At 43.5% G+C, this 21,171-nt stretch carries 21 protein-coding genes; 7 read left to right on the plus strand and 14 right to left on the minus strand.

Features of this window, described 5'->3' with window-relative positions:
• Nucleotides 1–7 precede the first annotated feature (7 nt).
• Nucleotides 8–247: an SDR family NAD(P)-dependent oxidoreductase gene (locus tag ACFE93_RS18470; RefSeq protein ID WP_375474949.1), complete on the minus strand. Its 240-nt coding sequence runs from the start codon at nucleotides 245–247 to the stop codon at nucleotides 8–10.
• Between the two features lie 70 nt (nucleotides 248–317).
• Nucleotides 318–548 (minus strand): hypothetical protein, encoded by a 231-nt coding sequence (locus ACFE93_RS18475; protein ID WP_375474951.1) that lies wholly within the window; start codon nucleotides 546–548, stop codon nucleotides 318–320.
• A 414-nt stretch (nucleotides 549–962) separates the two neighbouring features.
• On the opposite strand from ACFE93_RS18475, the gene tatC reads away from it, so the two are divergent.
• Complete coding sequence (gene tatC / locus ACFE93_RS18480; RefSeq protein ID WP_375474953.1) at nucleotides 963–1,757, plus strand: twin-arginine translocase subunit TatC; 795 nt, start codon at nucleotides 963–965, stop codon at nucleotides 1,755–1,757.
• A 251-nt stretch (nucleotides 1,758–2,008) separates the two neighbouring features.
• Here tatC and ACFE93_RS18485 read toward each other — a convergent pair whose 3' ends face one another.
• The 3 genes from ACFE93_RS18485 to ACFE93_RS18495 form a co-directional block, all read right to left on the minus strand.
• Entirely contained in the window at nucleotides 2,009–2,926 is a 918-nt protein-coding gene (locus ACFE93_RS18485) for a DUF1350 family protein (RefSeq protein ID WP_375474955.1), read from the minus strand.
• 416 nt (nucleotides 2,927–3,342) lie between these two features.
• Complete coding sequence (locus ACFE93_RS18490) at nucleotides 3,343–3,900, minus strand: hypothetical protein (RefSeq protein WP_375474957.1); 558 nt, start codon at nucleotides 3,898–3,900, stop codon at nucleotides 3,343–3,345.
• 133 nt (nucleotides 3,901–4,033) lie between these two features.
• A complete protein-coding gene (locus ACFE93_RS18495) occupies nucleotides 4,034–4,342 on the minus strand; it encodes a DUF3067 family protein (protein WP_375474959.1) in 309 nt (102 codons plus the stop codon).
• A 228-nt stretch (nucleotides 4,343–4,570) separates the two neighbouring features.
• On the opposite strand from ACFE93_RS18495, the gene petC reads away from it, so the two are divergent.
• The 4 genes from petC (at nucleotide 4,571) to ACFE93_RS18515 (ending at nucleotide 7,820) form a co-directional block, all read left to right on the plus strand.
• Nucleotides 4,571–5,110: a cytochrome b6-f complex iron-sulfur subunit gene (petC, locus tag ACFE93_RS18500; RefSeq protein ID WP_375474961.1), complete on the plus strand. Its 540-nt coding sequence runs from the start codon at nucleotides 4,571–4,573 to the stop codon at nucleotides 5,108–5,110.
• A gap of 138 nt (nucleotides 5,111–5,248) precedes the next feature.
• Nucleotides 5,249–6,250: a cytochrome f gene (gene petA / locus ACFE93_RS18505; protein ID WP_375475020.1), complete on the plus strand. Its 1,002-nt coding sequence runs from the start codon at nucleotides 5,249–5,251 to the stop codon at nucleotides 6,248–6,250.
• Nucleotides 6,251–6,545: 295 nt separating this feature from the next.
• Entirely contained in the window at nucleotides 6,546–6,923 is a 378-nt protein-coding gene (locus ACFE93_RS18510) for a hypothetical protein (RefSeq protein ID WP_375474963.1), read from the plus strand.
• 210 nt (nucleotides 6,924–7,133) lie between these two features.
• Nucleotides 7,134–7,820, plus strand: a complete 687-nt coding sequence (locus tag ACFE93_RS18515) for a Uma2 family endonuclease (protein ID WP_375474965.1) — start codon at nucleotides 7,134–7,136, stop codon at nucleotides 7,818–7,820.
• An 82-nt stretch (nucleotides 7,821–7,902) separates the two neighbouring features.
• Here the strand turns inward: ACFE93_RS18515 and ACFE93_RS18520 are convergent, their stop codons facing one another.
• From ACFE93_RS18520 to grpE, 9 genes are all read right to left on the minus strand, one after another.
• Entirely contained in the window at nucleotides 7,903–8,121 is a 219-nt protein-coding gene (locus ACFE93_RS18520; protein ID WP_375474967.1) for a DUF6887 family protein, read from the minus strand.
• On the minus strand, nucleotides 8,084–8,227 hold the full coding sequence (locus ACFE93_RS18525; protein ID WP_375474969.1) for a DUF6888 family protein: 144 nt from the start codon (nucleotides 8,225–8,227) through the stop codon (nucleotides 8,084–8,086). The genes ACFE93_RS18520 and ACFE93_RS18525 overlap by 38 nt, the downstream gene beginning before the upstream one ends.
• A 117-nt stretch (nucleotides 8,228–8,344) precedes the next feature.
• Nucleotides 8,345–9,934, minus strand: coding sequence for a glycoside hydrolase family 57 protein (locus ACFE93_RS18530; protein WP_375474971.1), 1,590 nt, complete (start codon nucleotides 9,932–9,934; stop codon nucleotides 8,345–8,347).
• A gap of 507 nt (nucleotides 9,935–10,441) precedes the next feature.
• Nucleotides 10,442–11,161, minus strand: coding sequence for a Uma2 family endonuclease (locus ACFE93_RS18535; RefSeq protein WP_375474973.1), 720 nt, complete (start codon nucleotides 11,159–11,161; stop codon nucleotides 10,442–10,444).
• Nucleotides 11,162–11,253: 92 nt separating this feature from the next.
• The gene (gene rsgA, locus ACFE93_RS18540) at nucleotides 11,254–12,360 is read right to left on the minus strand and encodes a small ribosomal subunit biogenesis GTPase RsgA (protein ID WP_375474975.1); all 1,107 of its coding nucleotides are present in this window, start codon (nucleotides 12,358–12,360) and stop codon (nucleotides 11,254–11,256) included.
• The gene (locus ACFE93_RS18545) at nucleotides 12,357–12,614 is read right to left on the minus strand and encodes a sulfurtransferase TusA family protein (RefSeq protein ID WP_375474977.1); all 258 of its coding nucleotides are present in this window, start codon (nucleotides 12,612–12,614) and stop codon (nucleotides 12,357–12,359) included. The genes rsgA and ACFE93_RS18545 overlap by 4 nt, the downstream gene beginning before the upstream one ends.
• Entirely contained in the window at nucleotides 12,614–13,744 is a 1,131-nt protein-coding gene (dnaJ, locus tag ACFE93_RS18550) for a molecular chaperone DnaJ (RefSeq protein ID WP_375474979.1), read from the minus strand. Before dnaJ ends, ACFE93_RS18545 begins: the two co-directional genes overlap by 1 nt.
• Nucleotides 13,745–14,434: 690 nt before the next feature.
• Nucleotides 14,435–16,393: a molecular chaperone DnaK gene (gene dnaK / locus ACFE93_RS18555; protein ID WP_375475022.1), complete on the minus strand. Its 1,959-nt coding sequence runs from the start codon at nucleotides 16,391–16,393 to the stop codon at nucleotides 14,435–14,437.
• 227 nt (nucleotides 16,394–16,620) lie between these two features.
• Nucleotides 16,621–17,367 carry a nucleotide exchange factor GrpE gene (gene grpE / locus ACFE93_RS18560; protein WP_375474981.1) on the minus strand — a complete coding sequence of 249 codons (747 nt, stop codon included), beginning with the start codon at nucleotides 17,365–17,367 and terminating at the stop codon, nucleotides 16,621–16,623.
• A gap of 555 nt (nucleotides 17,368–17,922) precedes the next feature.
• Here grpE and ACFE93_RS18565 point away from each other — a divergent pair.
• Together ACFE93_RS18565 and ACFE93_RS18570 are read left to right on the plus strand one after the other, a co-directional pair.
• Nucleotides 17,923–19,929: a GspE/PulE family protein gene (locus tag ACFE93_RS18565; RefSeq protein ID WP_375474983.1), complete on the plus strand. Its 2,007-nt coding sequence runs from the start codon at nucleotides 17,923–17,925 to the stop codon at nucleotides 19,927–19,929.
• A gap of 89 nt (nucleotides 19,930–20,018) precedes the next feature.
• Nucleotides 20,019–21,146 (plus strand): type IV pilus twitching motility protein PilT, encoded by a 1,128-nt coding sequence (locus ACFE93_RS18570; RefSeq protein ID WP_292774174.1) that lies wholly within the window; start codon nucleotides 20,019–20,021, stop codon nucleotides 21,144–21,146.
• Nucleotides 21,147–21,171 lie beyond the last annotated feature (25 nt).

Raw genomic sequence — 21,171 nt, forward strand, 5'->3', positions numbered from 1 at the left:
TCTCACATCAAGTTATGTAAATTGATTTTTTACTGCTTGTGAGAAATCCGGGTGAGGCGTCAGTAACATCTAAAAAAATCGGAATCAGCCTTTGTGACCCTTTCTGTTTGAGTATTTGAGCATCAGCATCTTGACGCACTCCAGCAAAAACAGAGAAACCCAATTGGTCTAAAAGCAAAGCACACGCTTGACCAATTCCTGTTGAGGCTCCTGTAACCACTACTGTACGTTGATTTTCTACAACCATTAATTTTCTTTGATGATGGGCTGCCGTAATTACGAATTACGAATTACGAATTACGAATTACGAATTAGTATCAATCTTTGCAAGTGCCAGCACGAAGGCAATCTTCGGTTTGGTCATCTCTAGCCGATGTTTGCCACGGCAAGATGCCTGACTGAGCATTTGTACTGTAAGCAATTAGAGCAGCTATTGTGGGATACTGGTTTCTAACAATTGTCACGTCACTACTAGAAGTATTGCCTAGCTCAACATTGTATAAATAAACAGGCAATGCCATCAGGGCAATGTAAATTATCCGGTTCATACCCAACCTCAGTTAACAATTTCCGATTACCCTATGTATAGATGCCACCTTAATGAACCGGATTTTTAAAACTGAGTATTAAATGTTGATGTTGTGTGAATTTATGCAGCCCTACTAGCTACAAAGACGTGATTTATAAATTATTGGTTCCAGCTTTTTTAGGTTAGGCATTGCCTACAAGATGGCTTCCTACTTACTTATGCAGATGCAAACCCAAAAAACAGGACAAAAAACCCACATCACCCAAAAACATATCTTATTAACTGCATTCCCCAGATAAAATAATGAAGAATGCTGAGTCACCGAAATGGTGGATGACCTACAAACACTCATGATACAAGCCCATAAATAAATTTAGGGTATTGTCAATTTTGAATTTTGAATGCGTGAATTTTGAATTCGGAGCGAAGCGACGTGACGCCTTCACAAGACGTAGATACTGTAAACGTTCCTAACCTCGACCCAGAAGGCTATGGCAACTCTGACACCGATCCTCTTGATGAGTTGCCTGGTGAAGTCGAAATGTCCCTTTTCGACCATCTAGAAGAGTTGCGGCAACGGATTTTCTATTCATTGATTGCCGTAGCAGTGGGCATTATTGGTTGTTTCTTTGCCGTTAAGCCAATTGTCCAGTTACTTGAAGTTCCAGCACAAGGAGTAAAATTTCTCCAACTTGCACCTGGAGAATATTTCTTTGTCTCCCTGAAAGTTGCGGCATACACTGGCTTCGTACTTACTAGTCCTTTCATTCTTTACCAGATTATCCAGTTTGTGCTTCCAGGACTGACTCGCCGCGAACGCCGCTTACTAGGGCCTGTGGTTTTGGGTTCGAGTGTGCTATTTGGGGCGGGTTTAGTATTTGCCTATTTACTGCTTATCCCCGCAGCCTTGAAATTTTTCATTAGCTACGGAGCAGATGTAGTCGAACAACTTTGGTCAATTGATAAATATTTTGAATTTGTGCTGCTATTGTTATTCAGCACTGGTTTAGCATTTCAAATTCCCATCATCCAACTGTTGCTCGGTAATTTGAACATTGTCTCATCAGAACGGATGGTTTCTGGTTGGCGTTACGTGATTATGGGAGCAGTGGTTTTAGGAGCCGTCCTCACACCTTCTACTGACCCTCTGACTCAAAGTCTTTTAGCAGGAGCAGTTTTAGGGCTTTATTTCGGTGGTGTTGGATTAGTGAAGCTTACAGGTAAATAACATCTGAAATCGGTAAAAAGATTTTCAATCTTAGTTTGTGACAAATGTTTACTCAAACCCCGACCGCTTTTATCGAGTCTGCCGACTAGCCACTGTTACAAAGCAAGCATCCCAAATTAAAAGCCTTGGCAAATGAAATTTTGAGAAATTGGGATGCGGTGGTTGCGTTTTTCTATAATCCACAAATGAAGCTGAATCTGCTCTGCGACATCCAGTAATTGCGCGACGTATCAGCTATGGTACTTGTACCTCTAGCGATTAGATTGTCGATATTTAAGCTCATCAAAGAAATGTACAATGCTCTGACCTAAATGCTCAATGTAAATACTGAGAGGTTGAAAATGCCACCCTTCTAGCTCCTTATATAAATAGGGTTGGAAATATTTATCTTTAATCTGTTCTATTATGAACGCTACGTCATCTTCAGCTATACTATCCCAGTTAAAAGAAATAACGCCCGTTAAGTTAAAGAGTTCTTTACTAGATCGGATCAAACATTCAGTTTGTTTCTGATTTGGATTGGCTAGAGAGTTCGATATTCTCCAGCCCGATTTCAGAATTCTGACTGTGTTACTGATTTCAGGTGCAAGTAAGATAGAAGACTGATCCTTAATGAAAAATTGATTAACTGATTCTGTTGTAGGTAATAACTGGTCAATGACTCCTTTAGATATTTGCTGCACAGATTCTATTGAAGCTATCTGTTTAATGGCTTCCTCAGCATCTTTTTTGTCTAAGCATTCCCGAAGAATTTGCATTCGCCTCGTTGGCTCATTGCTCGCAATTTCCAAAAGAATAATGTACTTACATCCGAGGCTATGACCAAGCCATGAGTAATTAGCATGATTTGAATATGTATTTATAACATCATCAGGTTGATTCTCTTTTTTTAAGGTTTTGATAATCTCAGTTTTCAGAAGATATTGCTCTTTGAGTAGGTCAAAAGAAACCTCCCAATGATTAAATTGAATCGGATTTAGAGGAAATCGGTATAAAATCAGTGAATATCCTTGATCAAAGAGATATTGATGTAAATATTTATATGCCCACGCAGGAAAAGAACCAAAAATAAAGCTACCAATAAATTGGATGATTCCTTTAGGATTTGGATGTAGCGCTACCTGACTGTTGGATAGCTTTCTAAAGTTTGGTTCAGTATTTTGCAACATATACTTAATATTTTTTAATTTTTAATAGACCACAATAAGATTAGGTGGAAGGTGTCTCACCTAATCCTATTCAGTATAAATTAAGTAATTAGTAGTCTGAACTCAAAATTAATTGAGACAGCTAGTTCGTATAGTTTCCGATTTCTAGTAACAGATAAAGTGTCAATAAACTAATCAAAGCATTGTAGAAATGATTGGTTATGCTGATAAATTAAATATTAATTACTAATTCGTAATGACACTCGACGACTCGCTAACGTAATTCGTAGTTAAACCGATAGCGCAGCATTAGCGAGTCGTCGAGCGTCGGGTCAGAGTCCCCAACCTCTACAGGTCGTACCGTTAACGTCATTACGAATTACAAATTGTCAATGTATGTCAAAGCTCCGAATTAGGTTAGTATTTATCAAATAGAGTTAACTATTTGGGCCTAACTCAAATAGACTTTTTCCATTAGCAAGAGGCAACACATAAGCAATCTCACCTAGCTCCGCTTTCTCTGTCCCAAAAAACGTACCTCGATGTTCAGGAGTGATTAGCAATTGAGTTGTTTTTGGAGTTGATAGTGAACTAATGGATATCTCGACATAACCCCGCAACTCAAAATTTGCCTCTTCTCGAAGTTTTTGATTAGTAGCATCCGGTTGCAGAATAAATAAGCCTGTGTCATTAGCATTGACAGGAAATGTAAAGCGTGATTTCTCTATACCTCCTGTGCCGTCAAAAACACTGCTTACAGGGCCATTTACACCAGTGGTATCCAAAACAGTGAGGATTTTTTCAGGCTCTAGTCCGGGCGTTCTGGTTGTAACTACAAGGGAGAGAAATACGAGTTCATTTGTGACATTGGCAATCGTAAGGAAATAGCCCTGAAGAACTTTTCTCGCTAGTGGGCTAAGTTCAGGTTTTGTATCTGTAAGTTGCTTTGGAAGTTGAGGCTTAAGAAGAAGTTCAAATGTTGAGATAAAAGCCATTAGTTTTTTCCTTGAGTATGTGTATTTTTATCACATTACCAGTGAGTAAAAGTATCATACATAAGCTATGGTATTTTGGGATAAAAAATACTGTGAATACTTAGAAATTTATAAATGTTAATGCAATAATCGGTCACAATATCCATTCCGAAGAACGTTCACCCAAATCGAGAGGAATGCTAACAGCTTTGCCAAGCCGGGGGCGATCGCGTGTTTGGGCAATAAAAGTTTGTACCTGTGTTGACCCACCCAAGCCATGAAGATAATTGGCAATGCTATCGAGATGTTCTTGGTACTCCGCCTCACTCAAAGGAAAAGAAGCTTGCTCCAGATATTTCCACATTACTTGCAAAAATATCTTTCCTTGTGCCCGCCGGAACTGGATATCGTAAGAATATCCCCACTTATCAAGCAACATCTGACGTAATTCCTGTCCTGTCATAGCTTTTCTCAATCAGATTTTACATTTAGTTATGATGTTAAGTTCCGTGACTCCAGTATGATAAGGATATAAAGAAATGTAATGCTAACAGAAAAGATGCTAAATATATCTTGGAACAGAGAAGTATGGCATCGTTGTGAGCGCTAGCATTTCGACTTAGACAAGAGTTCCTCAAGTACAGTACTTTTGTCAAAATGCTTAACAAAATACACAAAGAGCGCGTAGATTATGGCTCAATTTTCTGAATCAGCAGACGTGCCCGATATGGGGCGTCGTCAGTTCATGAATCTGCTCACTTTTGGGACTGTCACTGGAGTAGCTCTGGGTGCATTGTATCCCGTTATCAACTACTTTATTCCACCCGTAACTGGTGGTGCTGGTGGCGGTGTAACGGCAAAAGACGAGTTAGGTAACGATGTTAGTGTCGCTAAATTTCTAGAAAACCGGAATGCAGGCGATCGCAACCTAGTTCAAGGACTAAAGGGAGATCCTACCTATATTGTGGTAGACAGCAAAGAGGCGATCAAAGATTATGGCATTAACGCCATCTGCACCCACTTAGGTTGTGTCGTCCCCTGGAACGTTGCTGAGAACAAATTCAAGTGTCCTTGTCATGGTTCCCAGTATGACGAAACTGGTAAAGTTGTTCGGGGCCCAGCACCTCTGTCTCTGGCTTTAGCCCATACCAACGTCAACGACGACAAAATCGTTTTAACCCCTTGGACTGAAACCGACTTCCGCACAGGTGATGCACCTTGGTGGGGTTAATCAGTGCTGAGTTATGAGTGCTGAGTGCTGAGTAAGGGATGAGGGAGATGAGGGAGTGAGGGAGAAATAACCCATACCCAATGCCCAATGCCCAATGACTAATGACTAATGACTAATTCAATTGTCGCCCTTATAGAGATGAGAAATGTTTTCATAACAGCGAGGTTAACTCGCAGTGCTAGAGCGATTGTAAAAACATTGCTCATAGCGATCGCCACTGTGACATTTTACTTCACCAGCGATCTAGCCCTTCCCCAATCAGCTGCTGCCTATCCCTTTTGGGCACAGCAAACCTATCCCGAAACCCCCCGCGAACCAACAGGGCGAATTGTTTGTGCCAACTGTCACCTAGCCGCCAAGGTTACAGAAGTGGAAGTTCCCCAATCGGTGCTACCTGACACTGTATTCAAAGCTGTGGTGAAAATCCCCTACGATCTGAGCGCCCAGCAAGTTGGTGCTGATGGTTCTAAGGTTGGCTTGAACGTCGGTGCAGTACTGATGCTACCCGAAGGCTTTAAGATTGCTCCTGAAGACCGTCTTTCCGAAGAACTTAAAGAAGAAGTTGGCGACACTTTCTACCAACCCTACAGCGAAGACAAAGAGAACGTCGTCATCGTCGGCCCTTTACCCGGCGAACAGTATCAGGAAATCGTCTTCCCAGTTCTTTCTCCCAACCCCGCAACCGACAAAAATATCCACTTCGGTAAATATTCAGTTCACGTAGGTGGTAATCGGGGACGCGGACAAGTTTTTCCCACTGGCGAAAAGAGCAATAACAATGTTTACAACGCTTCCGCTACTGGCACAATTACCAAAATTGCTAAAGAGGAAGATGGAGACGGTAATGTTAAATATCTAGTCAACATCCAACCTGAATCGGGTAATGTTGTCGTTGATACGATTCCTTTAGGGCCAGACCTGCTTGTTTCCGAAGGGCAAGCAGTTAAAACTGGTGATGCTTTGACCAGCAACCCGAACGTTGGTGGATTCGGTCAAACAGATGGAGAAATCGTATTGCAAGACGCTTCTAGAGTCAAATGGATGATTGCGTTCATCGCTCTTGTCATGTTGGCTCAAATTATGTTGGTGCTGAAGAAGAAGCAGGTTGAGAAAGTTCAAGCGGCTGAGATGAATTTCTAAATTATTTGCTAATTCATTACTTGCAAGACAGGCAATAAGCCTGTCTTTTTTAACGTTATTTACACGTATAGCAGGGGACAGTGAACAGGCTTGAAAGTCTCTTAATATCAGGGTTTTATCAAACAGAATTCAGGAGTCAGGAGCCAGAATTCAGAATGAATTTTGTGCGACTGGCAGACGAATAAATGAGTTTAAGACCACCAAATTGAAAATTTGGTGGTCTTAAATCAATGTGGGCTTGTACCTTAGTGTATTCTCTCAATGCATAGAAAGAGGTGGATAGGTAAGATTATTGATGGTCGATCCTTATGACCAAGCTTTAGAACTAGCAGCGAAGCGATTTGTTAAGCATCAAGATCCTGCTCGTTTTCTTCGTGAGTCTGAACACGCTCTAGACAATTTTTCTTCACTACATAATGACGCAAATCTAAAACAGGGCTTTCATCTGGGTTTTGTTCAAGTTGTTCCTCCCTATGGCATGTGGGTAATCGATGTGGGTACTCCTAAAGCTGAAATATGGGTTCAACTTTATTCTTTCCGGGATGAAGTGCAACCATCGTTTCAATTGCTACCACCGAGAGATGGTGAAATGTATAGTTTTTTTCAGAGGCAGTTTGAACTGTTGTGGCAATCAGGTAAACTTTGGACACCTACAAAATCAAGACAACCGTAGCCCGCAGACTAACAATCCGCTTGCACCCAACCGAATCAAAGTTATCTGTTGGGAGCCAGAGGGGAATTTCCAGAAGTGCGATCGCAAAGCTAAGATTTGAAGATTATGAACGCCATGCTGCCAAATGTCGGAGTCAGTGAGATGTCAGTTTGACTAAAGAGTTCAGATGCTAAATTTAATCTAGCCCTAATTGAGTTGAGATATCTGCTCATGACAGCCTCAGTAGAGTATATCCCCGTTACCCCGATTGAGTACCCAGATGAGGACGGTAAGCCAATGGCTGAAGGAGATATTCAGTGCAGTTACTTAACTTATGCAAGAAATGCACTACGAATTTATTTCCAAAATCACCCAGATGTATACGTTGCTGGTAATCTATTTATTTACTACGAAAAAGGTTATCCAGAATCAGTTGTCGCTCCAGATGTATTTGTGGTGTTTGGAGTGGAAAACCGTGACAGACGCTCTTACAAAACCTGGGAAGAAAATAATCAAACCCCAGATTTTGTTCTAGAGATTACCTCAAAAACCACCCGCAGCAAAGACCAAGGTGCAAAGAAAGGAATTTACGCCTTTCTGGGAGTGCGTGAATATTTCCAATATGACCCCACAGGCGATTATCTCAATCCCCAACTCCAGGGTTTACACTTGGTCGATGGAAATTATTTCCCAGTGGCAGCCAATACCCTGCCAGATGGTACAGTGTCCCTAGCTAGTCAAATTTTGGGGCTAGAGTTACGCCTGGAAGCAGGAAAACTGCGTTTTTACAATCCAGCTACGGGTGAAACACTCCTAACTCATGAAGAGGAAGCATTTGCACGACAAGCCGCGGAAGAGAAAACGCAAAGATTAGCTGCTAAACTTCGAGAATTAAATATTGATCCAGATAGCCTTTAGCTAAATCCGGCAGTGTTAATAAAATAATAGGGTGAGTATGATTTACCCACCCTAATTATGCTTACTGAATTAAACAATAATCTCAAAGTTCTCCATTAATCTTGCGCCTGATGATTTCCATCTGGGCTTGCATATCAGCTTCTGTCACCGGCATAGGATACTTTGGAGAATTAGAGTCGCGTTTACTCATCAGAAAACGTATAGCTTCAATGTCTTCACGGTTTTCCACGACATAAGCTCTCAATTCTGAAAAACTCATTTGTTCATAATTCAGGTTCATTGACAAACTCCCATTCGCCATTGCGATAAACAATGATTTGCAGTTCATCCGCAGATAGGATGTAAACTTCTTCGATTTTGTCGTCAAATCGAAATAAGCGGATGTCTTTGTAAAGATTTGACAGCATTTGACAAACCCTTACACACGCTAAGGCTTGCTCTGTTGTTGGTAAAATAAACGCTCTTCACTACTAATATAGGGTGGGCAATGCCCACCCTACTGCTGTTGATTATTTTTTGTGAGACTATAACGGACGATAGACGCGATAGTTGATTTCCGGGAAGATATTATCCATTAACTCGACTTTTTCTAGCCAACCACTGTCAACTTTGCCGATTTTAACGTCTTCGTACAGCTTATTGAACCGCATTAGGTGCGATCGCGTCCGTCTAACTGCATAGGGTACCATTGTTCCCGTCCGCATAATAAATGCCCAGTCGGAAGATTGTGCTAATAACAATTCTCGCGCTGCTTGGTTCAAGGCTTTCGATCCCAACTCATCTTCTGGTTCCAGGTGCGAGATTTCAATCATCCGTTCAGCAGCTTTGTGCAAATGTGGATAAACCCACGCATTTGTCTCATTCAACCAATACTCGTGGAAACCCTTGAAACCCCAACTCGACTGCGAAGGACGACAAACTTGCTGCGTCGGCTGCTCTCGCAAATAGTCTGCTAAATGGGTCATTTGATATGTTCCTTGGTCATACCACGACTTGCGAAATAGGTAATCGATGAACCAAGGGCCTTCATACCACCAATGTCCAAATAACTCTGCGTCATAAGGCGAAACGATAATTGGTGGGCGCTGCATAATACCATAGAGATGCTCAGATTGCCGCTCTCGGTTATACATAAAGTTAGCAGCGTGTTCTGCGGCCTTTTCCTTAGCCCAATAAGGATCGTAAAGTGCCTTATCTGACAGTCCTAAACCACGTCCAGTAATTTTGTGATATTTAATGCCCGTGTTTTTTCGTTGACCGTTGGGCATAATGTAGGGCTTGATGTACTCATATTCTGCTTCCCAGCCCAAATCTTTGTAAAATTCCCGATATTCCGCTGCCCCAGGATAGCCTACCTCAGAAGACCATACCTGTTGGGAAGATTCATGATCTCGACCAAAGACAGCAACACCAGTTTCTGTATAAATTGGGGCATAAGTGCCAAAGCGCGGCCGGGGACGGGCATAAAGGATGCCATGCCCATCAGTGAGGAAGTAGCGTAACCCAGCATCAGCTAGCATCCGCTCTAAACCTTCATAGTAGGCACATTCCGGCAACCAAATGCCTCTGGGTGCTTGTCCAAAGGTTTGTTCGTAATGTTCGCAGGCTACCTGAATTTGCGCCCACACTGCTTGTGGATACATTTTCATCAACGGTAAATAGCCGTGAGTAGCGCCGCAAGTGATAATTTCCAGGTTGTTACTGTCTTGGAACTTCTTAAAAGCTGTCACCAAGTCCCCGCCATAGCGTTCCCATAGCTGACGTGCTTCGCTAAACTCAGTCACGTAATGTTCGGCTAAATAACGAAGATGCCCGTTGTTGACATTATGTTCTGCTTCTAGTGCTGTAAGTTCTTCTAGTTGAGCTAAGTGTGCTTCGTAGCGTTCTTGAAGCAGAGGATCGCGAAGCATCGACACTAAAGGGGGTGTCATACTCATCGTGATTTTAAAGTCGATACCGTCTCGCTTTAAGCCTTCAAATACTTTCAATAAGGGGATGTAGGTTTCTGTAATGGCTTCATAGAGCCATTCTTCCTCCAGCACGTAGTCACTTTCCGGGTGACGAACGAAGGGTAGATGTGCGTGGAGTACAAGCGCGACGTAGCCGATAGCCATAGTGATTTTGGGGTGATACTTGTAAGTTGAAGGTCGAGAGGTTTGGCTGAAATTAACAATATTTTAAGACTTTATGGGGATAGTGAAGATACGAGTGTCAATTTTTCACATAAAAGGAACACTTAGGCTGCTGCTTCATGTTAACTGTTCATCTCTAACCAAATTATCAACCCTAATCTCTAGTACCTACTAGATGTACATGACTTAAAGTTGTGACAAGTATATTTCCCAACTTTTTTGGTTCATGGCGTAAAAGTAACGAAGTTGGAATTGTATCTACTAATTACTATTTTCATAATATATTCATCCTCATCAGACAGTGGTGATGTGATTTCGTCATCAGCCAACAAGGTTGCGATCGGTTTTAATTGAGCAACTTCTCTGCGATAAAGTTCTAGCTGCTATAATTGCCAATTTGCAATCCAATATTCTTGGACTCCTGTGGATGAGTATTTTAGTTCATAGCATTATTTTTCTATGCCTAGTTTAGAGATAAAATTCTATTTTTCAGAATATTTGCTCAGGATCAATACCTGCCGCTCGCAAGCGTTCTGCCAATATTGCAGCCCGTTGACGTTCTTGTTCTAGTTGTTGATTTGCTTGCTCTAACTGTTGATTTGCTTCTTCCTCTGGCAACATCACCAGCTGCCTATCTGGTGTAAAAAAGCGTAATTTGCCCAAATATACTGCCAAATACAGCCCTAATTGCTGACTCCACAACCAACCCGACTCAGTGGGTACAAGTTCTTGATATTGCCCATCAACTATGTGAAATCCTTGTAATTTTAGGTTATTTGGGTCAAACCAAAAGTAATCTGGAGTGCGAAATGTATTCTGGTAAATTTGCTTTTTTAAACCTTTATCAACCGAGGCAGTGGAATTAGATAATAGCTCAATAATTACATTGGGGTATTTGCCATCTTCTTGCCACACAACCCAGCTTTTGCGGCCTTTTTTTTCTGTATCTAAAACCACAAAGAAATCAGGACCTCGAAATTCTTCTGACTTTTTCTGGTTGGGACTGAAATAGATCGTTAGGTTACCAGTAGCATAAAAATCCTGACGATCGCGCCACCACCATTTAATCAGGCGGATAAGTAAATCAATTTGTTCGCGGTGGAAATCAGATTCCAAGGGGGGTTCATCACTATAGATATCACCTGGTGGGAAAATTATACTCTCAGTGACAGCTTGTAAACTAGGGGTGTTGGCAATGGGCTGAGACATACAAGATACTTTTTCTGTTTGTATCTATGCTATCGTGACCAACCTTTGGATTATAAATGCGTAGGCGCAGTCGGTCGTAAATATTGCGCTCCTTATTCTTCATCCCGATATAACTCCTGCAAGTCTTGTAACTGAGTCTTCCGGGAAATCCGGCGATATTTTTTACTTTCTAGCTTGGGTTCGTATTGACTCTGCCCTTTGCCTTTGCTTTTGCTTTTTAACTTCATGGTAGATTCTGGATCGGCTTGTTGGTGTAGCTGTGTTTGATAAGCGATCGCAGCGTCCAAAAATTCTAAATAATGTTCATATCGTTCCCAGTCTCCCCGCACCGCACACTCAGGCTCGTCTCGATGCAGACAATCACTAAACCGACAGCTAGCAACTGCTAACCGCTTTCTTGCTTCTGGGAAATAATGGATTAATTCTTCTGGGATACAATCCATATCTGGCTGATTAAAGCCGGGAGTATCTGCCAGTAAACCACCGCTAGGTAACTCAAATAATTCTATATGGCGAGTGGTATGACGACCACGAGCTAGTTTACCAGAAACTTCGCCCACTCGCAGCTTTGCAGAGTCAATCAGCGTATTTATTAAGCTGGATTTACCAACACCAGAAGGCCCAGCGATTACGGTAATTTTATTGCTCAAATATTTGGCTGCTTGGTCGGTATTAATACCATCTTTAACACTGATAAATATCGGCTGATAGCCCCAACCGAGTAGGCGATCGCTAACTTGTTGTTGTTCCAACGGTGAAATTAAATCACTTTTATTCAAACATAAAAGCACATCTAAGCCAGTAGACTCAGCTTTAATTAGAAACCGACTCAACTGATAAGGTTCCAAAGGTGGATCGGCTACGGCAAATACTAATAAAATTTGGTTGACATTGGCGATCGCCGGACGATCTAACTCACTTTGGCGGGGTAAAACCTCAGCGATCGCACCCCGTCCTCCAGCCCAATCTGGCTCTTCTACCACAACGCGATCGCCTACCATCACCTGTTGTCCAATTTTTTTCAGGCGTGTTCTGCGAGTACAGAGGAGGAGGGGATGAGGAGGAGCTTGCTCCTTCATCTCCCTCATCTCCCTTATCTCCCCATCCTCTCGATCCAGCTGTACTCGGTAAAAATTAGCCTGTACAGCTACCACCGTACCCAATAATTGTCCAGTTGCGCCAAAAATTTCCCCTGTCATTGGCTAGCAACTGGACGGCGCACTAATAGAGAAAAATAACTAGTGCAGTCTGTAATTTGTTCTACTTGATAACCTGCCATTGCCAAACTATCAGGAACCTGCTCAATTGGCTCACCTGGGTCTAACCAGACTTCTAGCAAACCTCCCAATGGCATTTTCTCCAGACGTAATTTTGTCCGTACGAAATTAATCGGGCAAGGGGTGCCTCGTAAATCAAGTTGAGCATCGGGAGTTAAAACAGAAGAGGGCTTCATCACTTAAATAAATTTCCCAAAAATCCTTCTAAACCGCCTTTACCAGTGCGATCCCCCTTAATTTTAGCCAGCTTCTCCAGCAGTTCCCTCTCCTCTGGGGTGACTTTATTGGGAATATCTATTAAGACATTCAGCATGTGATCCCCACGACTTACAGTATTACCCAAGCGGGGTACGCCACGATTTTCCAACTTCATCACTGTATTCGGCTGAGTTCCAGCTGGAATGATTAGTTCTACTGGCCCATCTACTGTATCTACCTCTAACCGACAACCTAAAATCGCTTGCAGGTAGCTAACTTTGATTTCCGAGAGAATATTAATGCCATCCCGTTGGAATTCCTCGTCTTCATTCACGAACAAGTAAACGTACAAATCCCCAGGAGGGCCATTACGTTGACCAGCATCGCCTTCACTAGAAATCCGCAAGCGAGTGCCATTATCCACCCCAGCTGGAATGGTAATTTTGAGTTTCTTGGTGACTTGATTTGCGCCCTTACCATCACAGGCATCACATTTATCTTCAATTACCATCCCTGTGCCATTACAGGTGGGACAAGTCGAGACTTGGGTGAAACTGCCAAAGGGTGTTCTAGTTACACGGCGTACTTGAGCCGATCCGCTACAAGTCGAACAAGTCCGAGGGCGGGTTCCAGGTTTAGCACCAGAACCGCTACAAACTTCACAATTTTCTAGATGGGAAATGCGAATTTCTTTTTCGCCACCAAATATCGCTTCCCGAAAGTCTAACTTTAGGTCTAGCCGCAGGTCATCACCCCTAGCAGGCCCACTGCGCCGTCTTTGTTGCGTGGGATTACCCATACCGCCAGCAAAGCCACTAAAAATGCTTTCAAAGATATCGGCAAAACCACCCATATCGCCGACATCTTGAAAGCCCGCGCCAGCAGCACCCGATACACCCTCTGGGCCAAAGCGATCGTAACGAGCGCGGGTTTCGGGTTCTGAGAGTACCTCATAAGCGCGGTTAATTTCTTTAAAGCGATCCTCCGCCCCCGGTTCTTTGTTCACATCTGGGTGATACTTCCGGGCTAGACGGCGATAGGCTTGTTTGATTTCTTCTTTGTCAGTGTCACGAGAGACACCCAGGATTTCATAATAGTCGCGGGCCATATAGCAAAGGTAAAAGTTAGAAGGAAGAAAGCAGAAGTCAGTAGAACGTCATTCACGGTCACTTGCTACCCTATGGATTAAGTGTTTTGCTTGACAGATATGCAAGAGCAACACATTATCCTTTAGAGGGCGGCTTGCCGGAGGGCAGGCAGAAGATAAAATTAATTTTTGTTAATAACTGATTTTACCCTTTACCTTTTACAAAAATCACCGACAAATCTTGAGCAACAGATGCTTTCCTCGTGGGAGACGACAAAAGCTATAGAAGTTAGGAGCTGGTTGTAAGCCTTTGCTCAGACTTCTCACTGCCGAGTCGGCTGTCTCTTTTACAATTGTGCTACGTACGAGAGGAAAACTCGCCCATCAACCAGAGGGGCTAGCCGCACCATTAGGTGTGGAAAACCACCCTTATGCTTTGAATTGGCTTTGAACTTGCATATTGCCTAGCGCAAAGTAATTTGCTTCTACAATCTAGCAAACCGCTGGGGTCTTGTGAAACTTCGCTAAATCTAAATATTTAGATATATTAAAATATCTTAATAAAAATTTGCAACTTAGGAGAGTGGGGAGTGGGGAAGATGAGGGAGACAAGGTGACAAAAGTTAGAACTTGCAACAAGTCTTTCCCTTCCCCTTGTCCCCTTGTCCTGTTCTTCCCCATGCCCAATACCCAATGCCCAATGTCCAACCCCTAATCTATCGCCTCATAATCAGCCTGAGCAGTACTTTCTTCGTCAAAATCAAAGTTGAATTGTGGTATTAGCGTGCCATTCATTGGTGAGTCTACTTCTGGGGTAAAGTGACCAGATGAACCCTTTTCAATCTCATCAGTTTGGCTGTTAGCTCGATTGTAGACATCAGCACCAATTGCAAACAAGGTTTGTTGAAAGTCGTCTAAGCGCTGCTTAAATTCCACTGTGGAAATGCTGGAGTCAATCATTGCAGCTTGGAGTTGTGCAACTTTTTCACTGGCCAAAGTTTTCATCTGGTCGCCGATAAAGTTGCTATTATCCTTGATGGTGGATTCATAACTGAACAACAAATTATCTGCTTGGTTTTTGAGTTCAACCAGTTCTTTACGTCTTCTATCTTCTTCGGCAAACAGTTCTGCCTCTTGGCGCATCCGTTCGACTTCGTTGCTACTCAAACCACCTGTATTGGTAATCCTGATACTCTGTTCTCTACCTGTACCTTTGTCTTGAGCAGAAACCTTTAGGATGCCGTTGACATCGATTTCAAAGGATACTTCAATTTGCGGCACACCTCGGGGCGATGGGGGAATTCCTGCGAGTAGAAACTTGCCCAGACTCTTGTTATCTCGTGACATCGCCCGTTCACCTTGGAGGATGTGAATTTCCACCGAGATTTGTCCATCAACGGCTGTGGAAAAAACTTGTGACCGACTTGTAGGAATTGTGGTGTTGCGTTCAATGATTTTAGTGAACACTTCACCCAAAGTTTCAATTCCCAAGGACAGAGGGGTGACATCCAATAGTAGGAGATTATCAACTTCGCCACCCAACACACCTGCTTGAATAGCTGCTCCCAATGCTACGGCTTCGTCAGGGTTGATGGAGCGATCGGGAGCTTTGCCGTTGAAAAACTTAATTAGCGCGTTTTGGACTGCGGGAATACGCGTAGAACCACCTACCAAAATAATCCGATCTATGGATTGTGGTTTGAGATCCGCATCTTTGAGTGCTTGAATCATTGGTTCAATGGTCGCTTCAATTAATTTGGCAGCAAGTTCTTCAAATTTCGAGCGACTGAGTTCCATCTCCAAATGCTTTGGCCCGGTGTCATCAGCTGTGATAAAGGGCAAGTTGATGGAGGTATTCACCATACTGGAGAGTTCAATTTTTGCCTTTTCCGCTGCTTCTCGCAGGCGTTGCAATGCCATCTTGTCTTGGGAAAGGTCGATTTTCTCTTGTTGCTGGAAGCGTTCCATCATCCAAAGGACGATCGCATTATCAAAGTCGTCTCCCCCCAAGTGGTTGTTACCACAAGTCGCCTTGACTTCAAAAACACCATCCCCAAGTTGCAGGATCGATACGTCGAAGGTACCGCCTCCCAAGTCAAATACTAAAATTAGCTGCTCTTGGTCTTGCTTTTCTAATCCGAAAGCTAAAGCCGCAGCTGTTGGTTCATTGATGATTCGCAGAACTTCTAGTCCTGCAATCGTGCCAGCATCTTTAGTTGCTTGTCTTTGGGCATCTGTGAAATATGCTGGTACGGTGATCACTGCTTGAGTGACTTCCTCACCCAAAAAGTTTTCCGCATCCTGCTTCAGCTTTTGCAGGATCATCGCGGATAATTCTTGGGGCGTGTAATTTTTTGAGCGAATTTGGACATCAACAGTTTCGTCTCGACCTCTGATGCAGTTGTAGGGGACGCGATCGCGTTCTACTTCAGTATCTTCCCAACGCCGCCCGATAAATCGTTTAATACTGTAAATTGTGTTCTCAGCATTGGTTACGGCTTGGCGCTTTGCCAATTGACCAACCAAGCGATCGCCACTTTTCCCAAATCCCACAATACTTGGAGTAGTTCGTCCCCCTTCAGAATTGGAGATCACAAGTGGTTGACCACCCTCCAAAACTGCGACGCAACTGTTAGTAGTGCCTAAGTCGATCCCAATAACTTTTCCCATATTTGCCAGTATTTTTACTGAATCTCTCTGCTGTAATATGTCGCGGACTAACTTTTTGCTAAGAACAAAGGCTAGCGGATAACGTCTGTGGAACCCCTGTTGCTGGTAGCAAAAAAGAAGTTGAAACACAACAGAGTTATCCAAAGCCTTGTCCAAGTTTTAGGTACGCGATGCTCGTCCTTGCTATAACCCAGGCACTTGAGGTCAGCGAGGCGAGCGACTACAGCTTAACTGCTGGCTGAACTCGACTGATCTTCTGGTGCAAAAGGTGTATCTTCCTTGGGAGCAGCTACTTTGACCATTGCATGGCGTAGCACGCGATCGCCCAAGTAATATCCGCGCACTAACTCTTCTAACACTGTTCCTTCAGGATGTTCATCCGTAGGTTCCCGCATTACTGCTTCGTGCAGGTTAGGATCGAATTCTTGACCTTCGGGACGCATTGGTGATACACCCAAGCGCTTCAGGCTATCTACTAATTGTTTGTAAACGCCTTGGTAACTTTTGTGCATGGTCATTTCGGCATCAGATTGCGGTTTGAGGTGCGATCGCGCCCGCTCAAAATTATCGACTATTGGCAGCAATTCCAAAATCGTATTCCGCTTCACCTGCAACTCAAGGTCTTCTTTTTCTTTGCTAGTGCGTTTACGGTAATTCTCAAAATCAGCGGCAATCCGCATATATTGAGTACTACGCTCTTCCAGTTGCATTTTGACAGACTCGATTTGTTGAGTCAGTTCTGCCAAAGCTGCCCTTTCTACTTCAGTTTTCTCAGTTGCTGCAACGCTATTTTCTGAATTGACAGCAGTATCGCCTGATATATTTGTTTGGGCTGCCACTTGCTCTGTCACCTCGCTACCAGATTCATTGAAATTAATGTGGGCTGGAGAGTCACTCTTCATTGCTTGCTTTACCTCTGTTGGTTCACCCAATTGCTGGCTTGTATTGTTTATCTGTTTATTTTCATCGATCATTGTCTACTCATTCCAGATTCTATTTATGGCAGTTTATCTCTACAGCTTGCAACCGTCGTCATCCACGACTTGCAACTGAGGCTGATTTTATTGCCGACAAGTTCCTGGAAGTTATGTAACCGTCCTCTTATTGTGACAAATGGTGAACACGTTAGCCCAGACGCCACTAAGGCGGGAACCCGAACGAGTAGTTTGCAATAGTAGCGCTGAATGCGACTCGCCCCTCATCTTATGTGAAAATATCTTTAATTTTGTTAGCGCAGAATAAAGCCTTCTCTACGAGAGGCTTGTCTGCGACACGCTGCGCGAACCTAAAGAGAGTCATTTTGAATTCAAAGCAAAGCAACTTCAGGAGTGCTATTAGCGTTAGCGGGGATTGAGCCACTGCGATTATTACTTTTTTGACTCAGCACTCGTTACTCAGCACGGGCTAAACCATAGCTATCCGCTAACAGCACTGTTTGAGTGACTCAGGACTTTTTTGGGAAATGAGAATTCTATCTCACAGTAGGGGAATACTTTAAGCAGAGGTTTCCCCTACTCAATTGCTCATTTATGACTTACTCGTCAGCACAACGGCGCAGTACCGCTCTAACTACCAGAACAGAGTTTTCGCCCTTCGGCAACAAGCTAGTGCAATCTGGCTATGTCAATACCGAACAGATGAGGCAGGCACTAATTGAAAGCCGCAAATCTGGCAGACCCTTAACAGAAGTATTAGAGTCAATCACTGGTCAACAACTATCACCTGAGTTGCTCAGGCAATACAAAAAACAGCAACTATTTGAACTTAAAATACTATACGGAGTTGAATTCCTCGATCCAGAAGTCAATTCCGTTGGCAACACGATGATGGGGAACCTGATTGAAACCCTCATCCCAGTGGATATCTGCCGTCGCCATCGTTTAGTACCACTGTCGAAACACGAAGACCAAACCCCGCCCTCAGTTTTAGTGGCGATGGTTGCTCCAGATAATCTAGAGGCTTCCGATGACCTGAACCGCATCTTGCGCCCCCAAGGCTTGGCGTTGCAGCGCATGGTGATTACACAGGAAGACTACCAGCAGTTAATCAACCAATATTTGGATGAAATGGCTGTTCGGCAAAAACATCTAGAACGAGAAAACTCTACAGATATTAGTCAAGATTTAGAAAATCTCGGAAATCTCGATATTTCGGATGCTCCTGAAGAAATGGAGGCTGATCTAGGGGCAGCGATGAAGGGCGCAGAGGATGCCCCAGTTATCAATCTAGTTAATAGAATCCTAGCTAAAGCCTTACATGAGGGCGTTTCTGACATTCATATTGAACCGCAAGAAGAAAACTTACGCATTCGCTTTCGGAAAGATGGCGTACTGCGTGAAGCTTTCCCCCTAATGCCGAAAAAAATCATCCCGGCGGTGACAGCCCGATTTAAAATCATCTCCAATCTAGACATTGCTGAACGCCGCCTACCCCAAGATGGACGTATCCGGCGGCTGTTTGAGGGACGTAAGGTGGACTTCCGGGTGAATACCTTACCCAGTCGCTACGGGGAAAAGGTGGTACTGCGAATTTTGGATAACTCCTCCACCCAGTTGGGATTGAATAAGTTAATTACCGATCCAGAGACTTTAGATATTGTCAAGGATATGGTTAGCCGTCCCTTTGGGCTAATTTTAGTGACAGGGCCGACTGGTTCTGGGAAAACAACCTCGCTGTATTCTGCACTCTCAGAAAAGAACGATCCCGGAATTAATATCAGTACTGTAGAAGACCCAATTGAGTACAGTCTTCCAGGGATTACTCAAGTACAGGTGATTCGGGAAAAAGGGCTAGATTTTGCTACCGCTCTGCGGGCTTTCTTGCGGCAAGATCCAGATGTGCTGCTGGTGGGTGAAACGCGGGACAAGGAAACGGCAAAAACCGCAATTGAGGCTGCCTTGACCGGTCACTTGGTATTAACTACCTTACATACTAATGATGCCCCAGGTGCGATCGCTCGTTTGGGAGAAATGGGGATTGAGCCTTTCATGGTTTCTAGTTCCTTAATTGGCGTTTTAGCTCAACGTTTGGTGCGGCGTGTATGTTCTGAATGTCGCATTCCCTACACTCCCACAACTGAGGAACTGGCTCGTTATGGTCTATCAGCTTCCTCTGATGTAGGAGTCACCTTTTATAAAGCTAACACCTTGACATTAGATGCGATCACTGAAGCCAAAGCTAAAAATCAGCTTTGCTCAAAATGTAATGGGGTCGGCTACAAAGGGCGTTGTGGTGTTTATGAAGTCATGCGAGTCACCGAAAACCTGCAAACTCTGATCAACGAAGATGCACCCACAGAACGCATTAAGGAAGTGGCAATAGAAGAGGGCATGAAAACCTTGCTGGCTTATAGTTTGGACTTAGTGCGTGAAGGTTCCACCACTCTAGAAGAAGTAGAACGAGTGACGTTTACTGATACTGGCTTGGAAGCAGAGTTAAAAGCCAAACGCAAGACAGGTCTTACCTGCCGGAGTTGCGATGCCACATTGAAACAAGAATGGTTGGATTGTCCTTACTGTATGACACCTCGCTTTTAAAACTAATAGTCATTGGGCATTGGTCGATGCTTAGTAACTTTAAACAAATGACAACGGACAAATGAAAAACATTAAAAGGAAGTAGAACTATGGAAATGATGATTGAAGATTTGATGGAGCAGTTGATTGAAATGGGTGGCTCGGATATGCATTTATCCGCAGGTTTGCCTCCCTACTTCCGCATCAGTGGCAAACTTACTCCCATAGGTGAGCATGTATTGACCGCTGATCAATGTCAAAGGCTGATTTTTAGTATGCTCAACAACACCCAGCGTAAAACCTTAGAGCAGACCTGGGAATTAGATTGTTCTTATGGTGTTAAGGGTTTGGCTCGTTTTCGGGTCAATGTCTATAAAGAGCGTGGTGCTTATGCTGCTTGCTTACGAGCATTAAGTTCTAAAATTCCTAACTTTGAAAAATTGGGTCTGCCAGATATCGTGCGGGAAATGTGCGATAAACCCAGAGGACTTATTCTGGTGACAGGCCCTACAGGTTCCGGCAAGACAACTACCCTAGCGGCAATGATTGACTTGATTAACCGCACCAAGGCAGAGCATATTTTAACGGTGGAAGACCCAATTGAATTTGTCTATGAACCAATTAAAAGCTTGGTTCACCAGCGGCAACTAGGAGAAGATACTAAAAGCTTTGCTAATGCTTTGAAAGCAGCCCTGCGGGAAGATCCAGATATTATTCTGGTGGGGGAAATGCGCGATTTGGAAACGATTTCTTTGGCGATTTCTGCTGCGGAAACAGGACACTTGGTATTTGGTACGCTACACACCAGTTCCGCCGCCCAAACTGTTGACCGGATTATTGACGTTTTCCCCCATGAAAGACAAACTCAAGTGCGGGTGCAATTGTCTAACTCATTGGTAGGGGTATTTAGCCAAACCTTGGTATCCAAGAAAAACCCTAAACCCGGTGAATATGGTCGGGTGATGGCTCAAGAAATTCTGATTGTCACTCCTGCTATTTCCAACTTGATTCGAGAAGGCAAAACATCTCAAATTTACTCAGCGATTCAAACTGGCGGCAAACTGGGAATGCAAACTCTAGAGAAGGTTTTAGCCGATTTTTACAAAGCCGGAACAATTTCCTTTGAAGCGGCAATGTCTAAGACTTCTAAGCCAGATGAAATTCAACGTCTCATTGGTAATTCTACACCGCAAGCTGCCGCAGGTGCTAAACCCGGTGTAGCTGCCAAAGCACATTAAAAGAATTGAGGATAGGGGAGATGAA

Origin of the sequence: uncultured Nostoc sp., assembly GCF_964247315.1 — a bacterium.
In the GTDB taxonomy this organism is placed as follows: domain Bacteria; phylum Cyanobacteriota; class Cyanobacteriia; order Cyanobacteriales; family Nostocaceae; genus Nostoc.